The sequence below is a fragment of the Shewanella sp. 492 genome (assembly GCF_059338445.1).
The window spans coordinates 2657449-2680913 of record NZ_CM181702.1; the positions used below are offsets into that span (position 1 = coordinate 2657449).

The window sequence follows — 23465 nt, forward strand, 5'->3', positions numbered from 1 at the left end:
CACAGTGCTAAACAGATAAGCCCACATACTGCACAGATAAAAAGACCCGAGAATATCGGGTCTTTTACTTTAATTACCATCAAACTTTGCAGGGAAATGATGTTACTGCATCAGGGCAAAGCATAACCTTGCCCTACCCACTAAAACTGATGCGACTCAGCTAACTTGTTGGTTGAGTGACACACAGAGCACGACTCTCTAGGCAAATTAACATCGACCACGACATCACCGTCAAATGTAGCATTGCTACTGTCGACTTTGACTTCAAAAGTGGCGCCGTTACTTTGCATATGGGCCTTCAATGAATCCCCACCGTAAGGGCCATGACATGACCAGCAGGTTGCTGCAGCTGGGCTGGTGGCAAAGAAATCAGCGTTATCAACATAATCGTGGCGAGTGATCAGCGCATTCGCTTTTTCAATCTCAGTTAGGCTTGCACTGCCATCCACATGGCACTGGGCACAATCGTTTAGCCTTGCTGGATACTTAAATTGGCATTTGGCACCCTCTTCCAGTTTCTGCTCATCGCGGTTTTGTGCGTGTAAAGCATGCACAAAGGTATTCCAAGAGATATGGTTTAATACCGTATCTTTCGGCGCAACTTGCTCAGCCATATGGTACTTATCCCACTCGGCGTTACCTAAGTTATGACAAGCTACACATTGCTGCTCTAGATCATTACGACGGCCATGATACCCATAAGCTTGGTCGCCATGACACGAAGCACATAAGGCATTATCGACCACTTGACGGCGCGGCGTATCGCTCAGTCCGGCTAACGTAAAGAAACTTGAGCTTGAACGCAAACGCTCAGTCAAGGCCCCATCAGCATCAGGCTGACCTGTTTTCTCATCGGCTTTCAACGTCGTTTCGATGGCTAAAATACCCGTTTGGCTATCGGTACTATTAGGAATGATGAGTCCTGTACTACCTTTGCTCAAATCATCCACTAAATCCCCAGATATTACATAGGTATATTCACCTGTCGCTGGATCGCCACTGATGGGATCGACGCCAACAAACTTGTAGTTAATCGCATGGTTGGCCATACGGCTCAAGCCACCATCTGGTTTAGTTTCTGTGGTCAAAGTGCGGTAACCCGCTTCCATGTCCCATGCCACTGTAGCGCGCATGTCCGCAAAGAAACCTGCATCTTTAGGTGACACAGCTAAAGGCTTACCAGCATGGTCTAACACTTTAATGGTGAAAGTAATTTCAGCCGTTTCGTAGGTATTACCATTACGCATAGATGTTACTGGTGCCAGCGAAACTTGGGTGACATCGACACTATATGCATCACGCGCAGTTTTTTTAGCGTCTTGTTTAACCAGATGCATTTCAGCCACATCATGACAACTAGCACAACTTAATGGCAAATCACTGCCATGCTTAAGTGTGTCCGCACTGTGACAACTCAAACAGGCCTTATCATTAGCGGTTTTACTGAGCCATTCATCACCATTAAGCAATGTGTCGTTATTTTCGGTGACGTGACAGCTAGTACAATCATAAGAACTGGCGACTAGATTATTAGGTAACCCACTGTGCCAACGGTGAGCCCGCTCAACAATAGTCCCCTTACCGTCTTTTTCGCCAGTGGTATGACAGGTGGTACACGCTTCAACGTTGTTGCCATAATGCGGTGAACGATAATAGCTATCGTAACGTGCATAAGCGATATCGGTATGACAGGCATTACAACTTTCGGTACTCACCATAGCGCGAGTCAAGGTGACTGCAGAGCCGTCGATCATAAAATCAACTTCTTGCATAATATCTTGCACGCTACCAATTCCAGGAATACCGTTATAGGCTTGTACGCGTACCATAAAGCGTTGTGGCGCTGTTTCATCAAATACATAAGACTTATCGGTAAAATCTAACTCGCCGATTTTGGTGGTACTCACCACGGTATAAGTACCGTCTTTATGATCGGTTAAGCAACTATCTGCTTCGGTTGTACAGGTTTCATAGCCAAGTCCCTGTCGTTCGCTGTAGCCCTGCTCACTCTGAACCAATTGCGAACTCAAGAAACGTACCGAGGGCACACCAACAACAGGCAAGCCCTGTTCATTAGTCACTTTAAATGTGGCAGAACGCACCCCATCGGCATCGAAGCCATAAGTGATATATTCTAAGCTTAATGACTCGGCTGAAGTCGCGATAACAATGCCATTCTCACCGTCACTACCATCACTGCCGTTAGTCCCGTCTTGACCATCTTTACCATCATTGCCATCGCTGCAACCCATCGCTAGGCCAGCAATTACTAAGCCACAAATAATCGACTTATTAAATGACTCACTCATAGTCTCTCCCATTTATGTTTAAAACATAGAAAATTTATTATTTTATTTAAGTTGGTACTTAATCATTACCTGCTAATTATTTAAATACTGTTAAATACAACTAACGACTTAAATTGAAACAAATGTAAAGATTAAGTGAATCAACCGTACTAAGCCAACCTTAATTTAAAATGAATTAACATTTATCATACCAAGTTAAATGCAATACCGTGATCAACTTAAAAATTATCAATAACAACCACCACATTTAAATTTTTCACAAAAAAAATAATAAAAGCCCTGATTTTAATTTATAATAAATATCTATAAGACCTTGGTAGCAAGCTCTATGTAAAAATAGAACAGATAAAAAATGACATATCAATACGTGGATAAAAATAGCAACACCACAAAACAAAATCCAAATAAAAACGATTAAATACAGCGCTTTAAATTAAAAACATAAGAATAGCTATATTAAAACAAGCAAGCCCCCCTGAACTCAACTAATAACAAAGAGAACTCATCAAGAAGAATTAAATTGAGCGACAAAAAATAGTAAAGAACAATAAAAACAACTTGAAAATTGATAACTTAACAATAAATAATTTTATGACGGATAAATTAACAATGAGGAAATTAGCAATAAAAACCTGACGATAATGACTTTACCCTCAAAAAAATAACTAACATATAAAACTGTAAATAAAAATCAATACCAAATAAAAAGCCTCATTTAAACAACATTAAAAACCTACAAACCACTAAAATCACATTGTCGCTATTAACATATGTCACCTACCATATGCTAATACCATCAAAACGAATAAGGAGTGTTCGAAAGTTCATAAAAGTGAACATGATAATAATTACGTCAATAGCGTAAAGCTTACAGACATGATTAATCAGAATGAAATCGATGCCCCTTACTAGCGTTAACAAAATCGCCCATTATTGATAACCAAAACAGGTAACAAACATTCCCCCTTATTGGCCACTATCGGCTTATTTACTGGTGTAGAGGTACCATCCGAGGCTGAAGTAAGGTATAACGACGCAATGAAAACTCCCAAACGCATACAACCACTCGTTGATGACGGTCTCGTCGACGAAGTCATCAGTCAATTGATGAGCGGTAAAGAAGCCACTGTCTACATCGTTCGCTGTGGGACAGAGATCCGCTGCGCCAAAGTCTATAAAGAAGCAACTCAACGTAGTTTCAAAAAAGCGGCGCAATATCAAGAAGGTAGAAAGAGTCGAAATAGCCGTCGCAGCCGTGCAATGGAAAAAGGCTCAAGCTATGGACGCGAGCAACAAGAGCAAGCCTGGCAAAATGCCGAGGTTGATGCCCTGTATAAATGTGCCGCCGCCGATATTAGAGTTCCCACTCCCTTTGGCTGTTTCGATGGTGTGTTATTAATGGAACTCATCACGGATGCCAATGGGGATGTGGCGCCGCGTCTCAATGATGTGATGCTAACCCCCGAGCAGGCAATAAAAGATCACGACACCATGATGGGTTACATCACCCGCATGTTGTGTGCTGGCATAGTCCATGGTGATCTATCCGAGTTTAATGTATTACTGGATGCCACAGGTCCTGTGATCATCGACCTGCCCCAAGCAGTTGATGCCTCAGCCAATAATAACGCCAAAGCCATGCTCGCTCGTGATGTTAACAACATGACAGGCTACTACTCTCAATTTGCCCCCGAGCTAAAACAAACCAAATACGCCAAAGAGATGTGGGCCCTGTATGAAAAAGCTAAATTGACCCCTGACACCCAGTTAACCGGTCAATTTGCAGAAGATACCCATACTGCTGACGTCCATTCAGTGCTCGAAGAGATCCAAGCTGCCTTTGAAGAGGAACAAGAAAAACACGAGCGTATAAGAGAAGCTAACGAGCTGTGATGAGGCAAAGTTAAAGAATAAGGCGTTAGTAATAACGCCTTATCTCATCACAGGATCTCCATTAACCCCACCGTAAAAACCATGCTCCAACACAACCAATAGGCTTAACTAATCACGCTTGGCACCAGCCACCAATTCCCGCTGTATATGCTCTGGTACCACATCATAACGACTAAAGCTGACTGAAAATTGCCCATCACCACCAGTAAGCGATTTAAGCCGAGTGGAATAATCATCCACCGTGGCCAGAGGTGCTTCTACTGCCACCTCGACCTTGTTGTTATCGAGTGCTTGCGTGCCACAAATAATGCCGCGATTGGCACTGATATCACCGGTGATATCGCCGACGTGCTCTTGCGCTACTTGCACTTTCATCTCCACTATCGGCTCTAAAATAACCGGACTGGCTGCTTGGACCGCTTCAATAAAAGCCTTTTTGCCGGCCATGACGAAAGCGATCTCTTTCGAGTCAACACTATGATGCTTACCGTCAAGTAGCGACACGCGCACATCTTGCAAAGGGTAACCCGCCAAGACGCCGCTACTCATCGCTTCTTTTACCCCTTTTTCCACCGCCGGAATGTATTGGCTAGGCACGGCGCCACCCACCACTTTACTGACAAATTCAAATCCTGTACCACGGGGCAAGGGCTCAATGGCCAGCATCACTTCACCAAATTGGCCAGAACCACCGGACTGCTTTTTGTGGCGATAACGCGCCTGCGCTGTCGATGTCACGGTTTCACGATAGGCAACGGCGGGCACATCGGTATCCATATCGACATTAAACAGGTCGTGGGCTTTTTCGAGCGCGATTTGCAAATGTAAATCGCCTTGCCCTTGCAAAATGGTCTGGCCTTCGGCTTCATTCTTGGCGATCTGTAAACTGGGATCTTCCACCACCAACTTATGCAACACCTCGGCAATTTTTTGTTCATCACCGCGACGCTTGGCCGACACCGCTAGGCCAAAGATAGGCTCAGGCAGATGCAATTCCGGCATGCGAAATTCATCCTCATCATGGCTGTCATGTAAAACCGCCCCCACCATCAATTCATCGACTTTAGACACAGCGCAGATATCACCAGGGATAGCCGAGGTCACTGCGATCTGTTTATCCCCTTGTAACTTAAATAAGTTACTGACTTTGAAAGGTTTGCGCCCATCACCAATAAAGAGCTTCATGCCTAATTGAATCGTACCTTGGTGCACTCTAAACACGCCCATCCGACCAAAGAAAGGATCGATCGCGACCCGAAATACATGAGCAAGTACATGATCATCGGCAGCTTGCGTGACCTCTACAGGCTTAGTTTTGTCGGCAAATCCTTTTAAAAACTGCGGTGGATTGGCTTCCAGCGGATTAGGGCATAGCTTAATGATCAGTTCGAGTAGCTCGGTAATACCGATCTCAGTTTCGGCGCTAGTAAAACAGATAGGCACTAAATGCCCCCGTCGCAATGCCATCTCTAACGGCCCATGCAACTGCTCGGGAGTTAACGTCTCTCCCTGCTCTAAATAGAGTGCCATTAACTCATCATCTTCTTCCAATACCGTATCAATCAGCTCATCACGGGCACTGGCAATATCATGAAATAGCGCTTCACCTTGCAGCTGTGGTTCGGGATGCAGATAACAATCAATCACCTTATCAAGATCTGTATTAGGTAAATTAACCGGTAAACACCCTTGGCCCCACTTAGTTTGAATATCGTCTAACAAGGCAGCAAGTTTATCGCCATTACCATCAATATGATTAACGACGATAAGTACCACTTTGCCCTGAGCCCTTGCGGCTTCAAAGGCACGTTGGGTGATGGTTTCAATCCCTGTGATGGCGTTAATCACCAACAACACAGTCTCGACGCCTGGCAGAGGTAATAGTGCTCGTCCAAAAAAGTCAGGAAGACCTGGGGTGTCGATAAAGTTGATGTGCTGATTGTCAATGTCGAGATAGAGAAAGGAGGGTTCGAGGCTGTGGCGATGATCTTTTTCTTGGGCAGTGAAATCGGCATGATTTGTGCCCTTATCCACCCTGCCTTTTTGAGGGAACGCTTTACCCTTAAACAGTAATGCCTCGAGCAGTGATGATTTACCTGCCCCCGTGTGTCCGAGCACCGCTAGGTTACGGATCTGCTCCGTCATGAACTCAGCCATATAGGCCTCCTTTTGTTAATGTTATCCCGATACAACCGCGCGATGGTGTGATCATGGGGTACACGCAAAAAGTGGAGACTGCATCGATGCTACTGCCACCCTAATGTGATCATTGCTAACGATTTGTTAACCAGTATAGGCGTCTCAGGCACAGTAACTTTTGATCGAGATCACGGATTGATAAACACTCAAGAGTGATCCATACGGGAGCCTCTCAAGACTGATGTTGAGCGCACATGAGTACGCTAAAACAGTACTCATACGAGACTTTTAAGTCCCAGGTGATTGTGTTGACCGTAAACCTACTGTAGTCTGCTGGCAAATAATGATGAATCATCGATAAATATGTGACCTAGGGTGTCGTTGTTTCGGCATCAGTACGCAAAGATTTGGTGGTTGTCCCAACTGATTATTAATGGAATTTAACTGAGCCTATGGTTGAACCTCAGGATGAAAACCCGCTTGTGATAGATGAAAGGTTACCAGCGCGCCCTGTACGCCTTGAGGCCAGCAGATTAAGTGAGTTAAGCCATAAAAATGCTACGACGACGCCCGAGATGCGCCGCTTCATTCAAGGCTCTGATCTGCCAGTAAGTCAGCTGGCGAGAGTGCTCAATATCAGTGAAGCCACGGTACGTAAGTGGCGTAAGCGCGATTCAGTCAATAACACACCGAATACGCCACATCATCTCAATACCACGTTGACCCCAATGCAAGAATATGTGGTGGTGGGCTTGCGCTATCAATTAAAGATGCCGCTCGACAGATTGTTAGAGGTAACTCAGCAGTTTATTAACCCCAATGTATCTCGCTCTGGTCTCGCTCGCTGCCTCAAGCGTTATGGGGTATCACGGGTCAGCGACATCGAAAGCCCCAACGTGCCCGAGCGTTATTTTAATCAATTGCCTATCGCACAAGGGAGCGATATTGCCACCTATACGCTAAACCCTGAAACATTAGCCAATACCTTGGCACTGCCCCAAGCCGATGGCGACACTGTGGTGCAAGTAGCATCACTGACCATTCCGCCACAACTAACCGACTCCACCCCTAGCTCTGTGCTACTGGGTATCGACCCTCACAGTGACTGGATCTATTTAGACATATACCAAGATGGCAATACCCAAGCCACAAGACGCTATATCGCCCACGTATTACAACATGGGCCGTTTCATTTGCGTAAGTTATTAGTACGCAACTATCACCTATTTTTACAGCGATTCCCTGGTGCCAAGCTCACTCATGGCACACACACAGACGCTGACATTCACAACAAGACGCCTGACACTCAGGCATCTACTGGAGACTCATAATGAGCCAGACCGCTAAACCTACAGCCGAACAAGCCGCTGAGCAGCGTGACACACGCCTCAATAAGCGACTGAAAGATATGCCAATTGCCATCGTTGGCATGGCCAGCATCTTTGCCAACTCTCGCTACCTGAACAAGTTTTGGGACTTAATCAGTGAGAAAATTGATGCGATAACGGAAGTGCCAGACACCCATTGGAACAGCGAAGACTACTTTGACACCAATAAGAGTGCGCCCGACAAAAGTTACTGTAAGCGCGGCGGCTTTATGCCAGAAGTCAACTTCAACCCAATGGAGTTTGGCCTACCGCCAAATATCCTCGAGTTAACCGATACCTCGCAGTTATTGTCACTCATCGTCGCCAAAGAAGTCTTAGCCGATGCCAATCTGCCAGCCGATTATGATCGTGACAAAATCGGGATCACCCTTGGGGTCGGCGGCGGTCAAAAGATCAGTCAAAGTCTCAATGCACGCTTGCAATACCCTGTACTTAAAAAAGTATTCAAAAACAGCGGTATCAGCGATGCAGACAGTGAAATGCTGATCAAGAAATTCCAAGACCAGTATATCCACTGGGAAGAGAACTCATTCCCTGGTTCCTTAGGTAACGTGATTGCAGGCCGTATTGCCAACCGTTTCGACCTAGGTGGTATGAACTGTGTTGTCGACGCCGCGTGTGCTGGTTCATTAGCCGCTATGCGTATGGCGCTGAGTGAGCTCGTTGAAGGCCGCTCAGAGATGATGATCACAGGTGGTGTGTGTACCGACAACTCTCCTTCGATGTATATGAGCTTCTCAAAGACCCCCGCCTTTACCACCAATGAAACCATTCAGCCCTTTGATATCGACTCTAAAGGGATGATGATTGGCGAAGGCATCGGCATGATAGCGCTTAAGCGTCTTGAGGATGCGGAGCGTGACGGCGATCGTATCTATTCAGTGATCAAAGGCATAGGTGCATCGTCAGACGGCAAATTTAAGTCTATCTATGCACCGCGCCCTGAAGGTCAAGCTAAGGCACTTAAACGCGCCTATGATGACGCAGGCTTTGCGCCCCACACTCTTGGGCTTATCGAAGCGCACGGCACGGGCACAGCCGCCGGTGATGCGGCCGAATTTAGGGGCTTAAGCTCAGTATTTGCAGAGGACAATGACAGCAAACAACATATCGCGCTGGGTTCGGTAAAATCGCAAATCGGTCACACCAAATCAACCGCGGGAACCGCAGGGTTGATCAAGGCGGCACTAGCGCTGCACCACAAGGTGTTGCCAGCTACCATTAATGTCAGCGAGCCAAATCCAAAACTGGATATCGAAAACTCACCGTTTTACTTAAACACTGAAACTCGCCCTTGGCTGCCTCGTCCCGATGGCACGCCGCGCCGCGCGGGGATCAGCTCATTTGGTTTTGGCGGCACTAACTTCCACTTTGTATTGGAAGAGTACAACAGTGAACATGCGCGTACCGATAGCCAGCTGACCCAATACCGTCAGCGCAGCGTTGCTCAAAGCCTGCTATTTAGTGGCACGAATAACGCTGAGTTAATCGCAAGCCTCAATAGCGCCCTCAGCGCCGCCAACAATGGCACTCGCCTAACCGACATCGCCAGCGGTTATGGTCTACGAAAACTTGAGGCTAATGCCCCGCGCCTAGGCTTGGTCGCTAGCAGCAATGACGAGCTCATTAAGCTGATAAATCAGGCGCTAACCAAGCTGCAATCTAGTGACGAGGCTCACTGGTCACTGCCAGGTGGTATTCATTACCGCGCCGCAGCAATGACAGAGGGTAAAGTGGCCGCCCTCTTTGCAGGGCAAGGCTCACAGTACCTCAATATGGGCCGTGAACTCGCTTGCCACTTCCCAGAGATACGCCAGCAATTTGTACGCGCTGACAAGGTGTTTGATGCCCACAACAAGACACCATTGTCTCAGGTTGTTTACCCTATTCCAGTGTTTAGCACTGAGGCTAAAAAGGCACAAGAAGCACTATTAACCAACACAGCTAACGCACAAAGTGCGATTGGTGCCATCTCAATGGGCCAATACGCGTTACTGACCGCCGCAGGTTTTGAAGCTGACATGGTCGCTGGCCACAGCTTTGGTGAACTCAGTGCGCTTTGTGCCGCAGGGGTTATCAGCAGTGACGATTACTACAAGCTCACCTTTGCCCGCGGCGATGCCATGGCGACTAAGCTTGATGACGGTGTGGATAGCGGCGCAATGTATGCCATTATCACCAAAGCTGCCAGTGATCTTGAATTACTTGAATCAACTATCGCCAAATTTGATGGCGTAAAAGTGGCAAACTACAACGCGCCAACTCAGCTAGTGATTGCAGGCCCTACCGCCGCAACTTCAGAGGCAGCAAAAGCCTTAAGTGACATCGGCTTTAAAGCGATCTCACTGCCGGTTTCGGGTGCGTTCCATACGCCATTGGTTGGCCATGCTCAAGCTCCGTTTGCTAAGGCTATCGATGCGGCGAAATTCACTAAGCCACAACGCCCGATCTACTCAAATGCCACAGGCCAACAGTATAACTCGGCCGCGAAGACCATTAAGAGCGAGTTTAAGCAACATATGCTGCAATCGGTTCGTTTTAGCGAGCAGTTGCAAGCCATGTATGATGCGGGTGCCCGTGTATTTGTTGAGTTCGGTCCTAAAAACATCTTACAAAAATTGGTTGAAAACACCCTTAGCGACAAGATGAGCGAACTGTGCACTGTCAGCATCAACCCAAATCCTAAAGGCAATAGCGATGTGCAACTGCGTCAAGCGGCAGTTCAACTAGCTGTTAATGGTATTGCATTAGAAAACCTCGATCCTTATGCGGCGCCAATAGCGGCCGAAGAGCAGCCATCGGCAATGAACATCAAGCTGACAGCGACCAATCATATTAGCCCAGCAACTCAGGCTAAGATGGCCAAATCGTTACAGACAGGTGCGATCTCGAGTCAAATAGTTGAAAAATTAGTTGAAGTTGAGAAAGTGGTCGAAGTCGAGAAAATTGTAGAAGTAGAGAAGATTGTGGAAGTTGAGAAAGTTGTGGAAAAAGTCGTAGAAAACAACGGCGCGGTAAACCGTTCGCCTGTAAACAATACCCCAGCACAAGCGGCTGCGCCCAAAATGGCTACCACCATGGCCACGCCAGTGAGCAACGATGCCCTAAGCCAGTTCTTTGCAGCCCAAAGCCAAGCGGCGGCATTGCATCAGCAGTTCCTGTCAATTCCTCAGCAATATGGTGAAACCTTCACTAGCTTGATGACCGCGCAAGCACAGATGGCAGCCTCTGGAATGACTATTCCAGAAAGTCTGCAACGCTCAATGGAGCAGTTCCACCAGCATCAGGCGCAAACGCTGCAAAGCCATACACAGTTCCTTGAACTGCAAGCACAAAGCAGTACTGCTGCGCTTGAACTGTTAAATCATGGTGCAATCGCTACAACTCCGCCAGCGCCAGTACAAGCAGCGCCAACCCAGTCAGCCCCAGTCGTTACCGCTGCACCATTGGCTAGCACTGCGGCAACCTCAATGACAAAGGCTGCACCTATCGTTGCCCCTGCGGTAGCACCAAAAGCTGTAGCGCCTGTCGTGGCAGTTACTGCACCAGCCGTTATAACGCCAGTTGTTGCAAGCCCAGTCGTTGAACCAGCGCCAAGCAACGCGCTTTCTGCTGATAAAGTGCAAGCGACCATGATGTCGGTAGTGGCTGAAAAAACCGGTTACCCAACCGAGATGCTTGAACTTGAGATGGATATGGAAGCCGACTTAGGCATCGACTCTATCAAGCGCGTTGAAATTTTAGGCACAGTGCAAGATGAGCTACCAGGTTTGCCAGAGCTCAGCCCAGAAGACTTAGCTGAGTGTCGCACCTTAGGTGAAATCGTTGCTTACATGAACAGTAAACTGCCAGCCGTTGGCAGTGCACCCGTTACAACAAGCGCGTCGGCTCCAAGCGGTCTAACTAACGAGCAAGTGCATAGCACCATGATGAACGTGGTAGCCGAGAAAACCGGTTACCCAACTGAGATGCTTGAGCTTGAGATGGATATGGAAGCCGACTTAGGCATCGACTCTATCAAGCGCGTCGAAATTTTAGGCACAGTGCAAGATGAGCTACCAGGTTTACCAGAGCTCAGCCCAGAAGACTTAGCCGAGTGTCGCACCTTAGGTGAAATCGTTGCTTACATGAACAGCAAGTTACCAGCGACAGCCGCTGCGCCCGTTGCTGCAAATGCGCCAGCTGCCCTCACTCCTGCCACGACTGCTGCGCCTGTTCAAAGCGGTCTGACTAACGAGCAAGTGCACAACACCATGATGAACGTGGTGGCAGAGAAAACCGGTTACCCAACTGAGATGCTCGCCCTTGAGATGGATATGGAAGCCGATTTAGGCATCGACTCTATCAAGCGCGTTGAAATTTTAGGCACAGTGCAAGATGAGCTACCAGGGCTACCAGAGCTCAGCCCAGAAGACTTAGCCGAGTGTCGCACCTTAGGCGAAATCGTGGCCTATATGAACAGCAAGTTACCAGCGATAGCCGCTGCGCCCGTTGCTGCAAATGCGCCAGCGGCCCTCACTCCTGCCACGACTGCTGCGCCTGTTCAAAGCGGTCTGACTAACGAGCAAGTGCACAACACCATGATGAACGTGGTGGCAGAGAAAACCGGTTACCCCACCGAGATGCTCGCCCTCGAGATGGATATGGAAGCCGATTTAGGTATCGACTCTATCAAGCGCGTTGAAATTTTGGGCACAGTGCAAGATGAGCTGCCAGGGCTACCTGAGCTCAGCCCAGAAGACTTAGCCGAGTGTCGCACCTTAGGTGAAATCGTGGCCTATATGAACAGCAAGTTACCAGCGATAGCCGCTGCGCCTGTTGCCCTCACTCCTGCCATGACTGCTGCGCCTGTTCAAGGCGGCCTGACTAACGAGCAAGTGCAGAGCACCATGATGAACGTGGTGGCCGAGAAAACCGGTTACCCAACAGAGATGCTCGCCCTAGAGATGGATATGGAAGCCGATTTAGGTATCGACTCTATCAAGCGCGTTGAAATTTTGGGCACAGTGCAAGACGAGCTACCGGGTCTACCTGAGTTAAACCCAGAAGATTTAGCTGAGTGTCGTACCTTAGGTGAAATTGTTAGCTATATGAACAGTAAGCTCGGCGCTTCATCAATCGCTGCGCCTGTAAAGGCTGAGCCCTTAAATGATAAGCCTGCTGCGATCTCAAGCGAGCCGAGTGTTGAACTGCCACCTCACAGCGAGGTAGCGCTAAAAAAGCTTGATGCGGCGGAGTTAGTTAACAACTGTTTCGCCGCTAACACTCACATTGTGATCAATGATGATGGCCATAATGCAGGTGTGCTAGCCGAGAAACTGGTTAAACAGGGCTTAAACGTGGCCGTAGTGCGTTTACCGAAAGGTCAACCACAGTCACCGCTAAACAGTGATATCAAAAGCTTTCAAGCTGACAGTGCAGATGAAACTGGCATCGCTGCCGTAATTGATCAGATTGAAAAGCAGTTAGGCACTATCAGCGGCTTTGTTCACTTGCACCCACAAGAGACGCAAGCAACAGATAATAGCAGCGTGCAGCTTAGCGACGACAGCTTCAATCACTTGAGCCAAGCCTTCTTGTGGGCCAAGTTGTTGCAAGCTAAATTAACCCAAGATACCGGTGCGCGACGCGCGTTCATCAGCGTCAGTCGTATTGACGGTGGCTTCGGTTATTTAGACCTTGAACAGTTAAAAACTGCAGAGCTCAACCAAGCCGCACTGGCTGGTCTCACCAAGACATTAAGTCACGAGTGGCCAAGCGTATTTTGCCGTGCATTAGACATCGCACCTGCATTGGATGCCAGCCGCTTAAGTGATGCCATCGCCAACGAGCTGTTTGATAGCAATGCAACATTGAACGAAGCAGGTTTAAGCCTCAATGAGCAAGGTCAACTGCAGCGCACAGCCCTGATTGCAGGCGATGCGAGCGTAAAAACAGCAAAAAGTGAGCTAAACAGCGCAGATAAAATACTGGTGACCGGGGGTGCAAAAGGCGTAACCTTTGAGTGTGCCCTAGCTCTCGCTAAGCGTTGTCAGTCTCACTTTATCTTGGCGGGTCGTAGCCAACATGTGACCCTTAACAATCTGCCCAGCTGGGCACAAGGTAAATCTGCCACTGAGCTCAAATCAGCCGCGATTGCCCACATTATTGCCTCGGGTGACAAACCAACGCCTAAGCAGGTAGATGCACTCGTGTGGCCGGTACAGAGCAGTTTAGAGATCAATGCCGCGCTGGATGCGTTTAACGCAGTAGGCGCGAGCGCCGAATACATCAGCATGGATGTGAGCAATGCTGACTCGGTAAACAGCGCACTGAGCGCTATCACTCAGATAACGCCAATCACAGGCCTTATCCATGGTGCTGGTGTCTTGGCTGACAAACATATCCAAGACAAAACCTTAGATGAACTGGCACGGGTTTATGGCACCAAAGTCAACGGCCTCAAGGCACTGCTTTCTGTCATTGATACCAGCCAGCTAAAACTGGTTGCCATGTTCTCCTCGGCGGCAGGTTTCTACGGCAATACTGGCCAAAGCGACTATGCCATGTCGAACGACATCCTTAACAAAGCGGCACTGCAACTGTCGGCAAAGCACCCAAGTGCCAAAGTGATGAGCTTTAACTGGGGACCTTGGGATGGCGGCATGGTTAACCCGGCGCTGAAAAAGATGTTTACTGACCGAGGCGTGTATGTGATCCCTCTGCAAGCAGGTGCGGAGCTATTTGCAACCCAACTACTCACAGAGAGTGGCGTGCAGCTGCTCGTGGGCACAGACATGCAAGGCAACAGCAAAAGTAACACTGCCACTAAGGAAGCGACTGTAAAAAAGCCTAATGCGGGTGAGGTGCAAGTTGCACAGCGCCCGCAGCGCGACGTCACCGCACTGACTGAAGTGACACTTAAGCGAGTGCTAAAGCCTGATGCATTGACCTTTGTTCGAGATCACCGCATTGGTGGCAATCCCGTATTGCCAACGGTCTGTGCTATCCAATGGATGCGCGAAGCGGCGCTTGAGCAGTATGGGCTAACGCTCATGGTGCAAGACTACAAGTTACTCAAAGGCATAGTGTTCGACTCAGGCGAGAGCCAAACCTTAATGATGAGCTTAACCCCGCAATATGAAGCGGGTGCACTCAAAGGTATTAAGGCGTTAATCAGCTGTGAAGGACGGCCTCAGTATCAGGCACTATTAGTGAATGCAGGCGACGTGCAACATAGCACTAAGCAGTTTGATGAGCTCAGCCAAGTCGTGCCTGTAACGGATAAAGCTAGGCTTTACAGCGACGGCACCCTGTTCCATGGTCCGCGTTTACAAGGCTTAGATAAGGTGCTGCGCTTTAATGAGCACGGCTTAGTGGTTAGCTGTCAGCTGCCTAATGTGGCCAAGCAAGATTGTGGCGACTTTACCCCAAGCTTAACGGCTAAAGGGTGTCAGCCTTTTGCTGAAGATCTGCTACTGCAAGCGATGCTAGTTTGGGCAAGATTAACCTATGGTGCTGCCAGCCTACCCTCGACCATTGGCGAGTTCGTCAGTGTGTTACCTATGGACTTTGGCGACAATGGTTATATTGAACTCACCGTCCTTAAAACCAGCAGCCGACAGCTCATCGCTGATGTCGCCCTGTATCATCAAAATGGCCAATTAAGCTGCGTAATGAGATCGGCAAAAGTGACCATTAGCAAATCGCTTAACGGCGCTTTTGTTAACGAGCAACACATTAAAGAGGATCATGCATAGTGACACTCAATAATGGGACTCTCAATAAAGGGAGTGCAACGCAAAGCGATAGCAAGCTTGACCAAGATGAGGCGGCGCCACTGCGTGTCGCCGCGCTCGTGATTAATATGGCAGACGTTATGCCTAGCGAGCTGAGCAATGAACCTATCTTGGTGATTGAGCTTGACAGGTTCACAACAAATCTTGAAATGGCGCTAGACCTTGTGGCCGCTGGCGAAGTAGTCAACATTCAGGCACCGCAAAGCAGTTTGGTATTAATGCCCGCACTTGTGGCCGCGCAGCGAAAGCTGCATCCGCACGCGTATCTCGCTGGGGTGCAATATGCCAAAACTGCTGACGTGGCATCGAACCTCGCGCTAAAACAAGCTAAGCGAGATCTGAGCGCGGTAAACTGTCAGCGCACTCTTGTTATTAATAATGAACAAGTGAGTCATCCAGAGGTTGAACGCAATCAACTTGCATTTGACGCGCTTTGCCAACTGATTATCGATATCGCACAGCGCACCATTACCCGTGACGATAACTCGAGCCACTATTGGTTTACAGAGCGTTATCAGGCACGTGTAGCAAGGTTAAATCTGCAATTTGACCCCGCAGATAGTGCAATGATCCATGTAGCCATTGTGCTGACCCAAGGTACGGGTCGATTAAAAGCAAGATCCTTGCTCAAAGCACAGCGCCTATTCTTCTTAATCTCTGGCACCAGTGAAGCCGAGTTAAATCAAGGTTTGTGGGCGTTAGCCGCTGAGCTAGATAGTATTAGGTTGATGGTCGACAATTCAAAGATCACGTCATCTTTGCTGGAGTTAATGCAGGAAAATTTACATGAATTTGAAATCAGTACCAGTCCACGTTTTGCGCTCACATTGCAAGCCACTAGCATAGAGTCTCTCACGCAAGAGATTGCCTGTATGAGTGATGCGTTAGGCGGAGTGTTTAAAGAAAAAGGACAATACAAAACCCCAGCTGGAAGCTTTTTTACGGCCGAGCCACTTGGACAACAACACCTGGCCTTTGTTTATCCTGGTGTTGGCACTGTCTACCACGACATGCTCAGCGAACTGCATCACTATTTCCCTGCGCTCTATGCCCGCTTAGAGCAGCAAGGCGATCTCAAAGCCATGTTACAGGCTGATGAGATCTATCATAGCGACAAACAGATCACAGAGCAGATGGCGCTGGGCGATATGGCGATTGCAGGCGTAGGTGCGAGTTATCTGCTGAGCAAACTATTAATGGATGAGTTTGATGTTAAGCCAGAATACGCGCTAGGTTACTCCATGGGCGAAGCCTCAATGTGGGCCAGTCTTGACGTATGGCAGCAGCCTCATCTCTTGATCGACAAAACCAAAAGCGATCCGCTATTTACGTCCGTCATCTCAGGCGACTTAAGCGCTGTGCGCAGCGCTTGGGGACTGACCGATAGCGATGTGATTCATTGGAACAGCTTTGTAGTACGCTGCACTCCTGAGTCGATTCGCTCAATGCTTGAGCAATATCCACGTGTTTACTTAGCTATTACTCAGGGAGACACCTGCGTGATTGCAGGTTGTGAGCATGGCTGTCAGCAGCTACTAAAAGCCTTGGGGAAACGCGGGATTGCAGCCAATCGTGTAACGGCAATGCACACGACACCTGCACTCAGCCAGCATGAAAATGTGATCGCTTTTTATCAGCAAAATATTGTTCCAGAAGCGGTGAGTCACCCAGTCACATTTATCAGCGCCGCCGATACAGGCAAAGGTATCGATAGGGGCGTTGGCGATGAACAGGGTCAGTTGAATCCTAAGCTGATAGCAACCTCGATTGCCGATACCTTCTGCAATAGCTTAGATTTTACAGCCCTGATCCAGAGTGCAACGCGCCAAGGCGCACGGCTATTTGTCGAAATCGGTGCCGATCGCCAAAACTGCACTCTCATAGACAAAATACTAAAAAGCAGTGACAGTGAAAAACTCATCGATAATCTGTTATCACCGTCGGCACACCTTACATCTCAATGCTGCACTATTCCGCTAAACGCCAAAGGGAGCAGCGATATCGCGACTCTGCTTAAGGCGATCGGACAGTTAATCAGTCATCGTGTCCCCGTCAGCCTGACCGTGTTGCAGCTGGGACTAAAGCGTCAATTAGCACTGCAAGAGCAGCTAAAGACAACTGATGCGGCAAATACCTTATTAAAAGGGGAAGCATAATGCCTTCAAATGAAGCGCCTTCTCAACCATGCAAAATAGCGATAGTCGGGTTAGCGACCCTGTATCCCGACGCTAAAACGCCGGATCAATTTTGGCAAAACTTACTCGATAAACGCGACTCACGTACCACATTGAGCGATAAAAAACTCGGTGCCAATAGCAGCGACTATCAAGGTGTACAGGGCCAATCGGATCGTTTCTACTGCGACAACGGCGGCTATATTGAAGACTTTATCTTCGATGCAAACGGCTATCGTATCGGGGCTGAGCAGCTCAAGGGACTCGATGACAGTTTCAAATGGGCACTCGATACCAGCCGTAACGCGCTACTCGATGCAGGCGTGGCAGTGGACTCACCGCTACTCGAGCGCACAGGCATCATCATGGGCGCGCTGTCATTCCCAACCGCAAAATCGAATGAGCTGTTTCTGCCGCTCTATCACAATGCGGTAGAGAAGGCCTTGCAAACCAAGTTAGATAGCCGAGATTTTCGCCTGCAAGCCTTTAACGCGCAGACCCAACACACGCCATCAATCGATTGTGCCAACGGGGCTATTGCCCATAATGCCTCTAAGGTTGTTGCCGACGCGCTAGGCCTTGGTCGCGTGCAGCTCAGCCTAGATGCCGCCTGTGCCAGCTCAGTTTATTCACTTAAATTAGCCTGTGATTACCTTGCAACGGGCAAAGCCGATTTAATGTTGGCGGGCGCCGTTTCTGGCGCGGACCCTTTCTTTATCAATATGGGGTTCTCGATTTTTCACGCCTACCCAGATCATGGATTCTCAGCCCCCTTTGATAAAAACAGCAAAGGCTTGTTTGCCGGTGAAGGCGCTGGCGTACTGGCGCTTAAACGCCTCGACGATGCCGAGCGCGACGGCGATAAGATCTACGCCGTGGTCAGCGGGATCGGCCTGTCTAACGACGGTAAAGGCCAGTTTGTACTGAGTCCAAATAGCAAAGGCCAAGTAAAGGCCTTCGAACGCGCCTATCGCAGCAGCGACATAGCGCCAGAAAATATCGAAGTGATCGAATGTCATGCCACTGGCACGCCACTGGGAGACAAGGTTGAACTGGCCTCGATGGAGCAGTTTTTTGCACCACGTCTCAATGGCTCAGCCGCACCCCTTATTGGCTCAGCCAAATCCAACTTAGGCCACCTACTTACTGCCGCTGGTATGCCGGGGATCATGAAGATGATCTTCGCCATGCGCCAAGGCGTATTGCCGCCCAGCATTAATATTAGTGAGGCCATTGGCTCGCCAAATGGCCTATTTGGTGCTCATACTTTGCCAAATAAAGTCACCCCATGGCCGGTAAAGCCAGGCAACCATGAACGGCTTGCAGGGGTCTCGGTATTTGGCTTTGGTGGCTGTAATGCTCACCTACTATTAGAGTCATACACCGCTAAACAGCCAAGAGCTGCAAGCGCACCTTCACAGGCCTGCAGTAACGGCTCAACTCCCGCATTTGCCATTAGCGGTATCGCCAGCCACATTGGGCCGCTTAGCACCATTAATCAACTCGATGCGACCTTACAACAGGGTCAACATGCGTTTATCGACCTCCCCAACAAACGTTGGAAAGGGCTCGACAAGCACCCTGAACTATTAGCTAAATTTGGCATCCATGCCATTCCACAAGGGGCTTATGTTGACAGTTTTGAGCTGGATTTTTTACGCTTTAAACTGCCGCCTAATGAAGATGATCGCTTGATCTGTCAGCAACTGATGTTGATGAAGGTGACCGACGAGGCCATTCGTGATGCCAAGTTAAAGCCGGGCCAGAAAGTGGCCGTGCTGGTCGCAATGGAGACAGAGCTTGAACTACATCAGTTCCGTGGCCGCGTCAATCTGCATACGCAATTGAAACAAAGCCTCAATGCCATGGGCGTGACACTCACAGACAGTGAGTATCAATCCATCGAAACCATCGCCATGGACAGCGTGCTCGATGCTGCCAAGCTCAACCAGTACACCAGCTTTATTGGCAACATCATGGCATCGCGTATCGCATCCCTTTGGGATTTTAACGGCCCTGCTTTCACCATTTCAGCGGGTGAACAGTCTGTGAGTCGCGCACTCGATGTGGCCGAAAATATGATGGTGCAAGAACAGCTCGATGCCGTGGTGATTGCCGCGGTCGACCTCTCTGGCAGCATTGAGCAGGTGATGCTTAAAAATGCCGTAAGTCCGATGGCGGTAACCCCAAGCGATACAGGCTGGAAACTGGCAGAGGGCGCGGGGGCGATAGTGCTCGAACCACTTGCCCAAGCCAAGCAAAGTTATGCCACCATTGAGAGCGTAAACTTTGGCGCCACCAGCACGGTTAGCCGCGTCGCCGATGAGTTACTGACACTCACAGGCACCCATGGCGCACAAATCAGTCTAGTTGAGCAGAGTATTGCTCCAGGCAGCGCGTTGACATGCGACCAATTGCAACAAGCATTGCCGCTAACCCATGCACGTTATGAGCAGGGTCAACAACAGCTTGGACACAGCTTTGCCGCCGCAGGCATGACCAGCCTTATCTATGGCCTGCTGCGCCTCAATCAACAATGCAATCAACAAGGTGCGCAAGATACAAGTCAGCATGCGGTGATCGCTAACATCAGTGAAAATCAGTGTTCGCTAACCCACATCAGTCAAGATGCCGCGCAGTGCACAGCACTGACTCAGCGACTGGCACACACCTTAGGCACCCACGCTGAGCGCAGCTTAGTGAAAGAGGTCGGTTTAGGTGGGCGCGATATCGTGGGTCATATTATTAACACCCCGATACCTGGCCTAGACACCATCAAAGCAAAAGTTGCTCAGGGTCATTTAGCGCCAACCACTTCACGTGCGTCGCAACTAATCAGCTACCCACAGCCAGTTGCGACGTCGGCGGCAGATGCCCAAACGCCAACACAGGCTCACATTGCTAAAGCAATAGGTACCCAGAACATCATGACAAGCAACACACCCAGCGCATTCGATGCGAGCCAATTAGATTTGCCACAAGGCGAGTTAGCGGCATTTCAACATAACCAGCAGCTCACACAGCAGGCGCATATCGCCTTCCTAAAAAGCCGTGAAACAGGCCTTAAAGTGGCTGACCAACTGCTCAAGCAGCAGCTTGCACAAGCCACTGGTGCGGCGCCGGCTCAGTCACACGTGCAGGCTAAAGCGCAACCAACCCTTAAACCACAGCATGACAAAGTAGAACCTTACCGCGCCCCAGTGCCAGCACACAAGCCCTGCATCTGGGATTACCATGATCTCGTCGAGTATGCTGAAGGCGACATCGCCAAAGTATTTGGCCCAGAATATGCCTCAATCGATAACTATTCGCGCCGCGTTCGCCTACCGACCACCGACTATCTGTTGGTGTCGCGGGTGACGAAACTCGACGCCAACATTAATGAATACAAGCCAAGTTCAATGACCACTGAGTATGACATCCCAGAGGATGCGCCTTACTTAGTCGATGGCCAAATTCCTTGGGCAGTTGCCGTTGAATCGGGTCAGTGTGACTTAATGCTAATCAGCTACTTAGGTATTGATTTTGAAAACAAGGGTGAGCGCGTTTACCGTCTACTGGACTGTACCCTCACCTTCTTAGGCGACCTGCCACGGGGCGGTGACACATTAAGATACGATATTAAGATCAACCACTATGCCCGTAACGGCGATACCCTGTTGTTCTTCTTCTCTTATGAGTGTTTCGTTGGCGATACCATGATCCTCAAGATGGATGGTGGCTGTGCTGGCTTCTTTACCGATGCTGAACTGGCCGACGGTAAGGGTGTCATTCGCACAGAAGATGAAATTAAGGCCCGTAATAACGCAACTAAGCTACGCTTTAATCCGCTACTGGATTGCCCGCAGACTCAGTTCGATTACACTGCGATTCATAAGCTATTATCGGCCGACATTGAAGGCTGTTTTGGTCCGTCACACGCAGGTTCAGCTCAACCGTCACTGTGTTTTGCCTCTGAGAAGTTCTTGATGATCGAACAGGTCAGTAAGGTCGACAGAACGGGCGGTGCATGGGGACTAGGGTTAATCGAAGGTCATAAGCAACTGGAACCTAACCATTGGTACTTCCCTTGTCACTTTAAAGATGATCAGGTGATGGCAGGCTCCTTGATGGCAGAGGGCTGTGGCCAGTTACTGCAGTTCTACATGTTACACCTAGGGATGCACACCCAAACGAAAAATGGTCGTTTCCAACCACTTGAAAATGCGTCACAAAAGGTACGTTGTCGTGGTCAGGTTCTTCCGCAATCGGCCCAGCTCACCTATCGTATGGAAGTGACCGAGATTGGATTCAGCCCACGTCCTTATGCCAAAGCCAACATCGACATTCTGCTTAATGGCAAAGTGGTGGTGGACTTCCAAAACCTCGGCGTGATGATCAAAGAGCAAGATGAGTGCACCCGCTATGACGCTCCATTGGCGATTAGCAGCACAGTGCCTGCTGACTCAGCAAGTGCTAAAAAGGGCTATCAAGGTGCGTCAATCAATGCACCGTTAATGGCACAAGTGCCTGATTTGAGCGCTGCACCTAACAAAGGCGTGATCCCTCTGTCACATGTAGAGGCACCACTCACACCTGATTATCCCAATCGCGTGCCTGACACAGTCCCGTTTACGCCGTACCACCTATTTGAATTTGCCACAGGCAATATTGAAAACTGCTTTGGCTCTGAGTTTTCAATTTATCGCGGAATGATCCCGCCACGTACCCCGTGCGGCGATCTGCAGTTAACCACCCGCGTAGTAGAAGTTAACGGTAAACGTGGGGAATTTAAAAAGCCGTCAAGCTGTATTGCCGAATATGAAGTGCCAACGGATGCGTGGTATTTCGATAAGAATAGCCACCATGCTGTCATGCCTTATTCGGTGCTGATGGAGATCTCTTTGCAGCCTAATGGCTTCATCTCTGGTTACATGGGCACCACATTAGGCTTTCCGGGGCTTGAGCTGTTTTTCCGCAACCTAGATGGTAGTGGCGAGCTACTACGCGATGTCGACCTACGCGGTAAAACCATTGTCAACGACTCGCGTCTGTTGTCGACGGTGATGGCTGGCACTAATATTATTCAAAGTTTCAGCTTTGAGTTGAGCACCGACGGTGAGCCCTTCTATCGCGGCACCGCAGTATTTGGCTACTTCAAAGGCGATGCGCTTAAAGACCAGCTGGGCTTAGACAATGGCAAAGTGACTCAGCCTTGGCATGTGGCCAAAGGCATTAGTGCCGACACCAAAGTGAATTTGTTAGATAAAGCTGGGCGCCACTTTAATGCGCCGGCCAATCAGCCTCACTATCGCCTTGCTGGCGGACAACTCAACTTTATCGATAGCGTCGAGATTGTCGATAACGGCGGCACCGAAGGCTTAGGCTATCTCTATGCTGAGCGCACTATCGATCCTAGCGACTGGTTCTTCCAGTTCCATTTCCACCAAGATCCTGTGATGCCAGGTTCGTTAGGCGTTGAAGCCATTATCGAAACCATGCAAACTTACGCCATCAGTAAAGATTTGGGCGCTGGATTTAAAAACCCTAAGTTTGGCCAGATTTTGTCAAACATTAAGTGGAAATATCGCGGTCAGATCAACCCACTCAATAAGCAGATGTCGATGGATGTCAGTATTACCTCGATAAAAGATGAAGGTGACAAGAAGGTGATCACAGGTAACGCAAGCCTAAGTAAAGATGGGCTGCGTATCTACGAAGTCACCGACATTGCTATCTGTATCGAAGAAGCCTTGTAAAAAATAGATCACTTGAGGTATTTGGCCACCCGCCAATACCTCAAGT

The 23465-nt window shown here is 48.9% G+C and carries 7 protein-coding genes; 5 read left to right on the top strand and 2 right to left on the bottom strand.

Features of this window, described 5'->3' with window-relative positions:
• Positions 1-140: 140 nt before the first annotated feature.
• Complete coding sequence (locus tag AC5YBX_RS11790; RefSeq protein ID WP_494523729.1) at positions 141-2309, bottom strand: OmcA/MtrC family decaheme c-type cytochrome; 2169 nt, start codon at positions 2307-2309, stop codon at positions 141-143.
• A gap of 1038 nt (positions 2310-3347) precedes the next feature.
• On the opposite strand from AC5YBX_RS11790, the gene AC5YBX_RS11795 reads away from it, so the two are divergent.
• Positions 3348-4202: a PA4780 family RIO1-like protein kinase gene (locus tag AC5YBX_RS11795; protein WP_475514406.1), complete on the top strand. Its 855-nt coding sequence runs from the start codon at positions 3348-3350 to the stop codon at positions 4200-4202.
• A gap of 108 nt (positions 4203-4310) precedes the next feature.
• Here the strand turns inward: AC5YBX_RS11795 and fusA are convergent, their stop codons facing one another.
• Positions 4311-6359: an elongation factor G gene (gene fusA / locus AC5YBX_RS11800; protein WP_494521329.1), complete on the bottom strand. Its 2049-nt coding sequence runs from the start codon at positions 6357-6359 to the stop codon at positions 4311-4313.
• Between the two features lie 434 nt (positions 6360-6793).
• Here fusA and AC5YBX_RS11805 point away from each other — a divergent pair, with 434 nt between their 5' ends.
• From AC5YBX_RS11805 to AC5YBX_RS11820, 4 genes are read left to right on the top strand one after another with little or no spacing between them, the layout of a single operon-like run.
• Positions 6794-7672 (top strand): transposase family protein, encoded by an 879-nt coding sequence (locus AC5YBX_RS11805; protein ID WP_494521328.1) that lies wholly within the window; start codon positions 6794-6796, stop codon positions 7670-7672.
• Positions 7672-15468, top strand: coding sequence for an SDR family NAD(P)-dependent oxidoreductase (locus AC5YBX_RS11810; protein ID WP_494523730.1), 7797 nt, complete (start codon positions 7672-7674; stop codon positions 15466-15468). Before AC5YBX_RS11805 ends, AC5YBX_RS11810 begins: the two co-directional genes overlap by 1 nt.
• On the top strand, positions 15468-17663 hold the full coding sequence (locus tag AC5YBX_RS11815) for a PfaB family protein (protein WP_494521326.1): 2196 nt from the start codon (positions 15468-15470) through the stop codon (positions 17661-17663). The genes AC5YBX_RS11810 and AC5YBX_RS11815 overlap by 1 nt, the downstream gene beginning before the upstream one ends.
• Positions 17663-23419, top strand: coding sequence for a hotdog fold thioesterase (locus AC5YBX_RS11820; protein WP_494521325.1), 5757 nt, complete (start codon positions 17663-17665; stop codon positions 23417-23419). Before AC5YBX_RS11815 ends, AC5YBX_RS11820 begins: the two co-directional genes overlap by 1 nt.
• Positions 23420-23465 lie beyond the last annotated feature (46 nt).

Coding starts and splice junctions, on each gene's coding strand:
- fusA (WP_494521329.1), bottom strand. CDS start 6,359: ATGGCTGAGTTCATGACGGAGCAGATCCGTAACCTAGCGGTGCTCGGA.
- AC5YBX_RS11805 (WP_494521328.1), top strand. CDS start 6,794: ATGGTTGAACCTCAGGATGAAAACCCGCTTGTGATAGATGAAAGGTTA.
- AC5YBX_RS11795 (WP_475514406.1), top strand. CDS start 3,348: ATGAAAACTCCCAAACGCATACAACCACTCGTTGATGACGGTCTCGTC.
- AC5YBX_RS11810 (WP_494523730.1), top strand. CDS start 7,672: ATGAGCCAGACCGCTAAACCTACAGCCGAACAAGCCGCTGAGCAGCGT.
- AC5YBX_RS11820 (WP_494521325.1), top strand. CDS start 17,663: ATGCCTTCAAATGAAGCGCCTTCTCAACCATGCAAAATAGCGATAGTC.
- AC5YBX_RS11790 (WP_494523729.1), bottom strand. CDS start 2,309: ATGAGTGAGTCATTTAATAAGTCGATTATTTGTGGCTTAGTAATTGCT.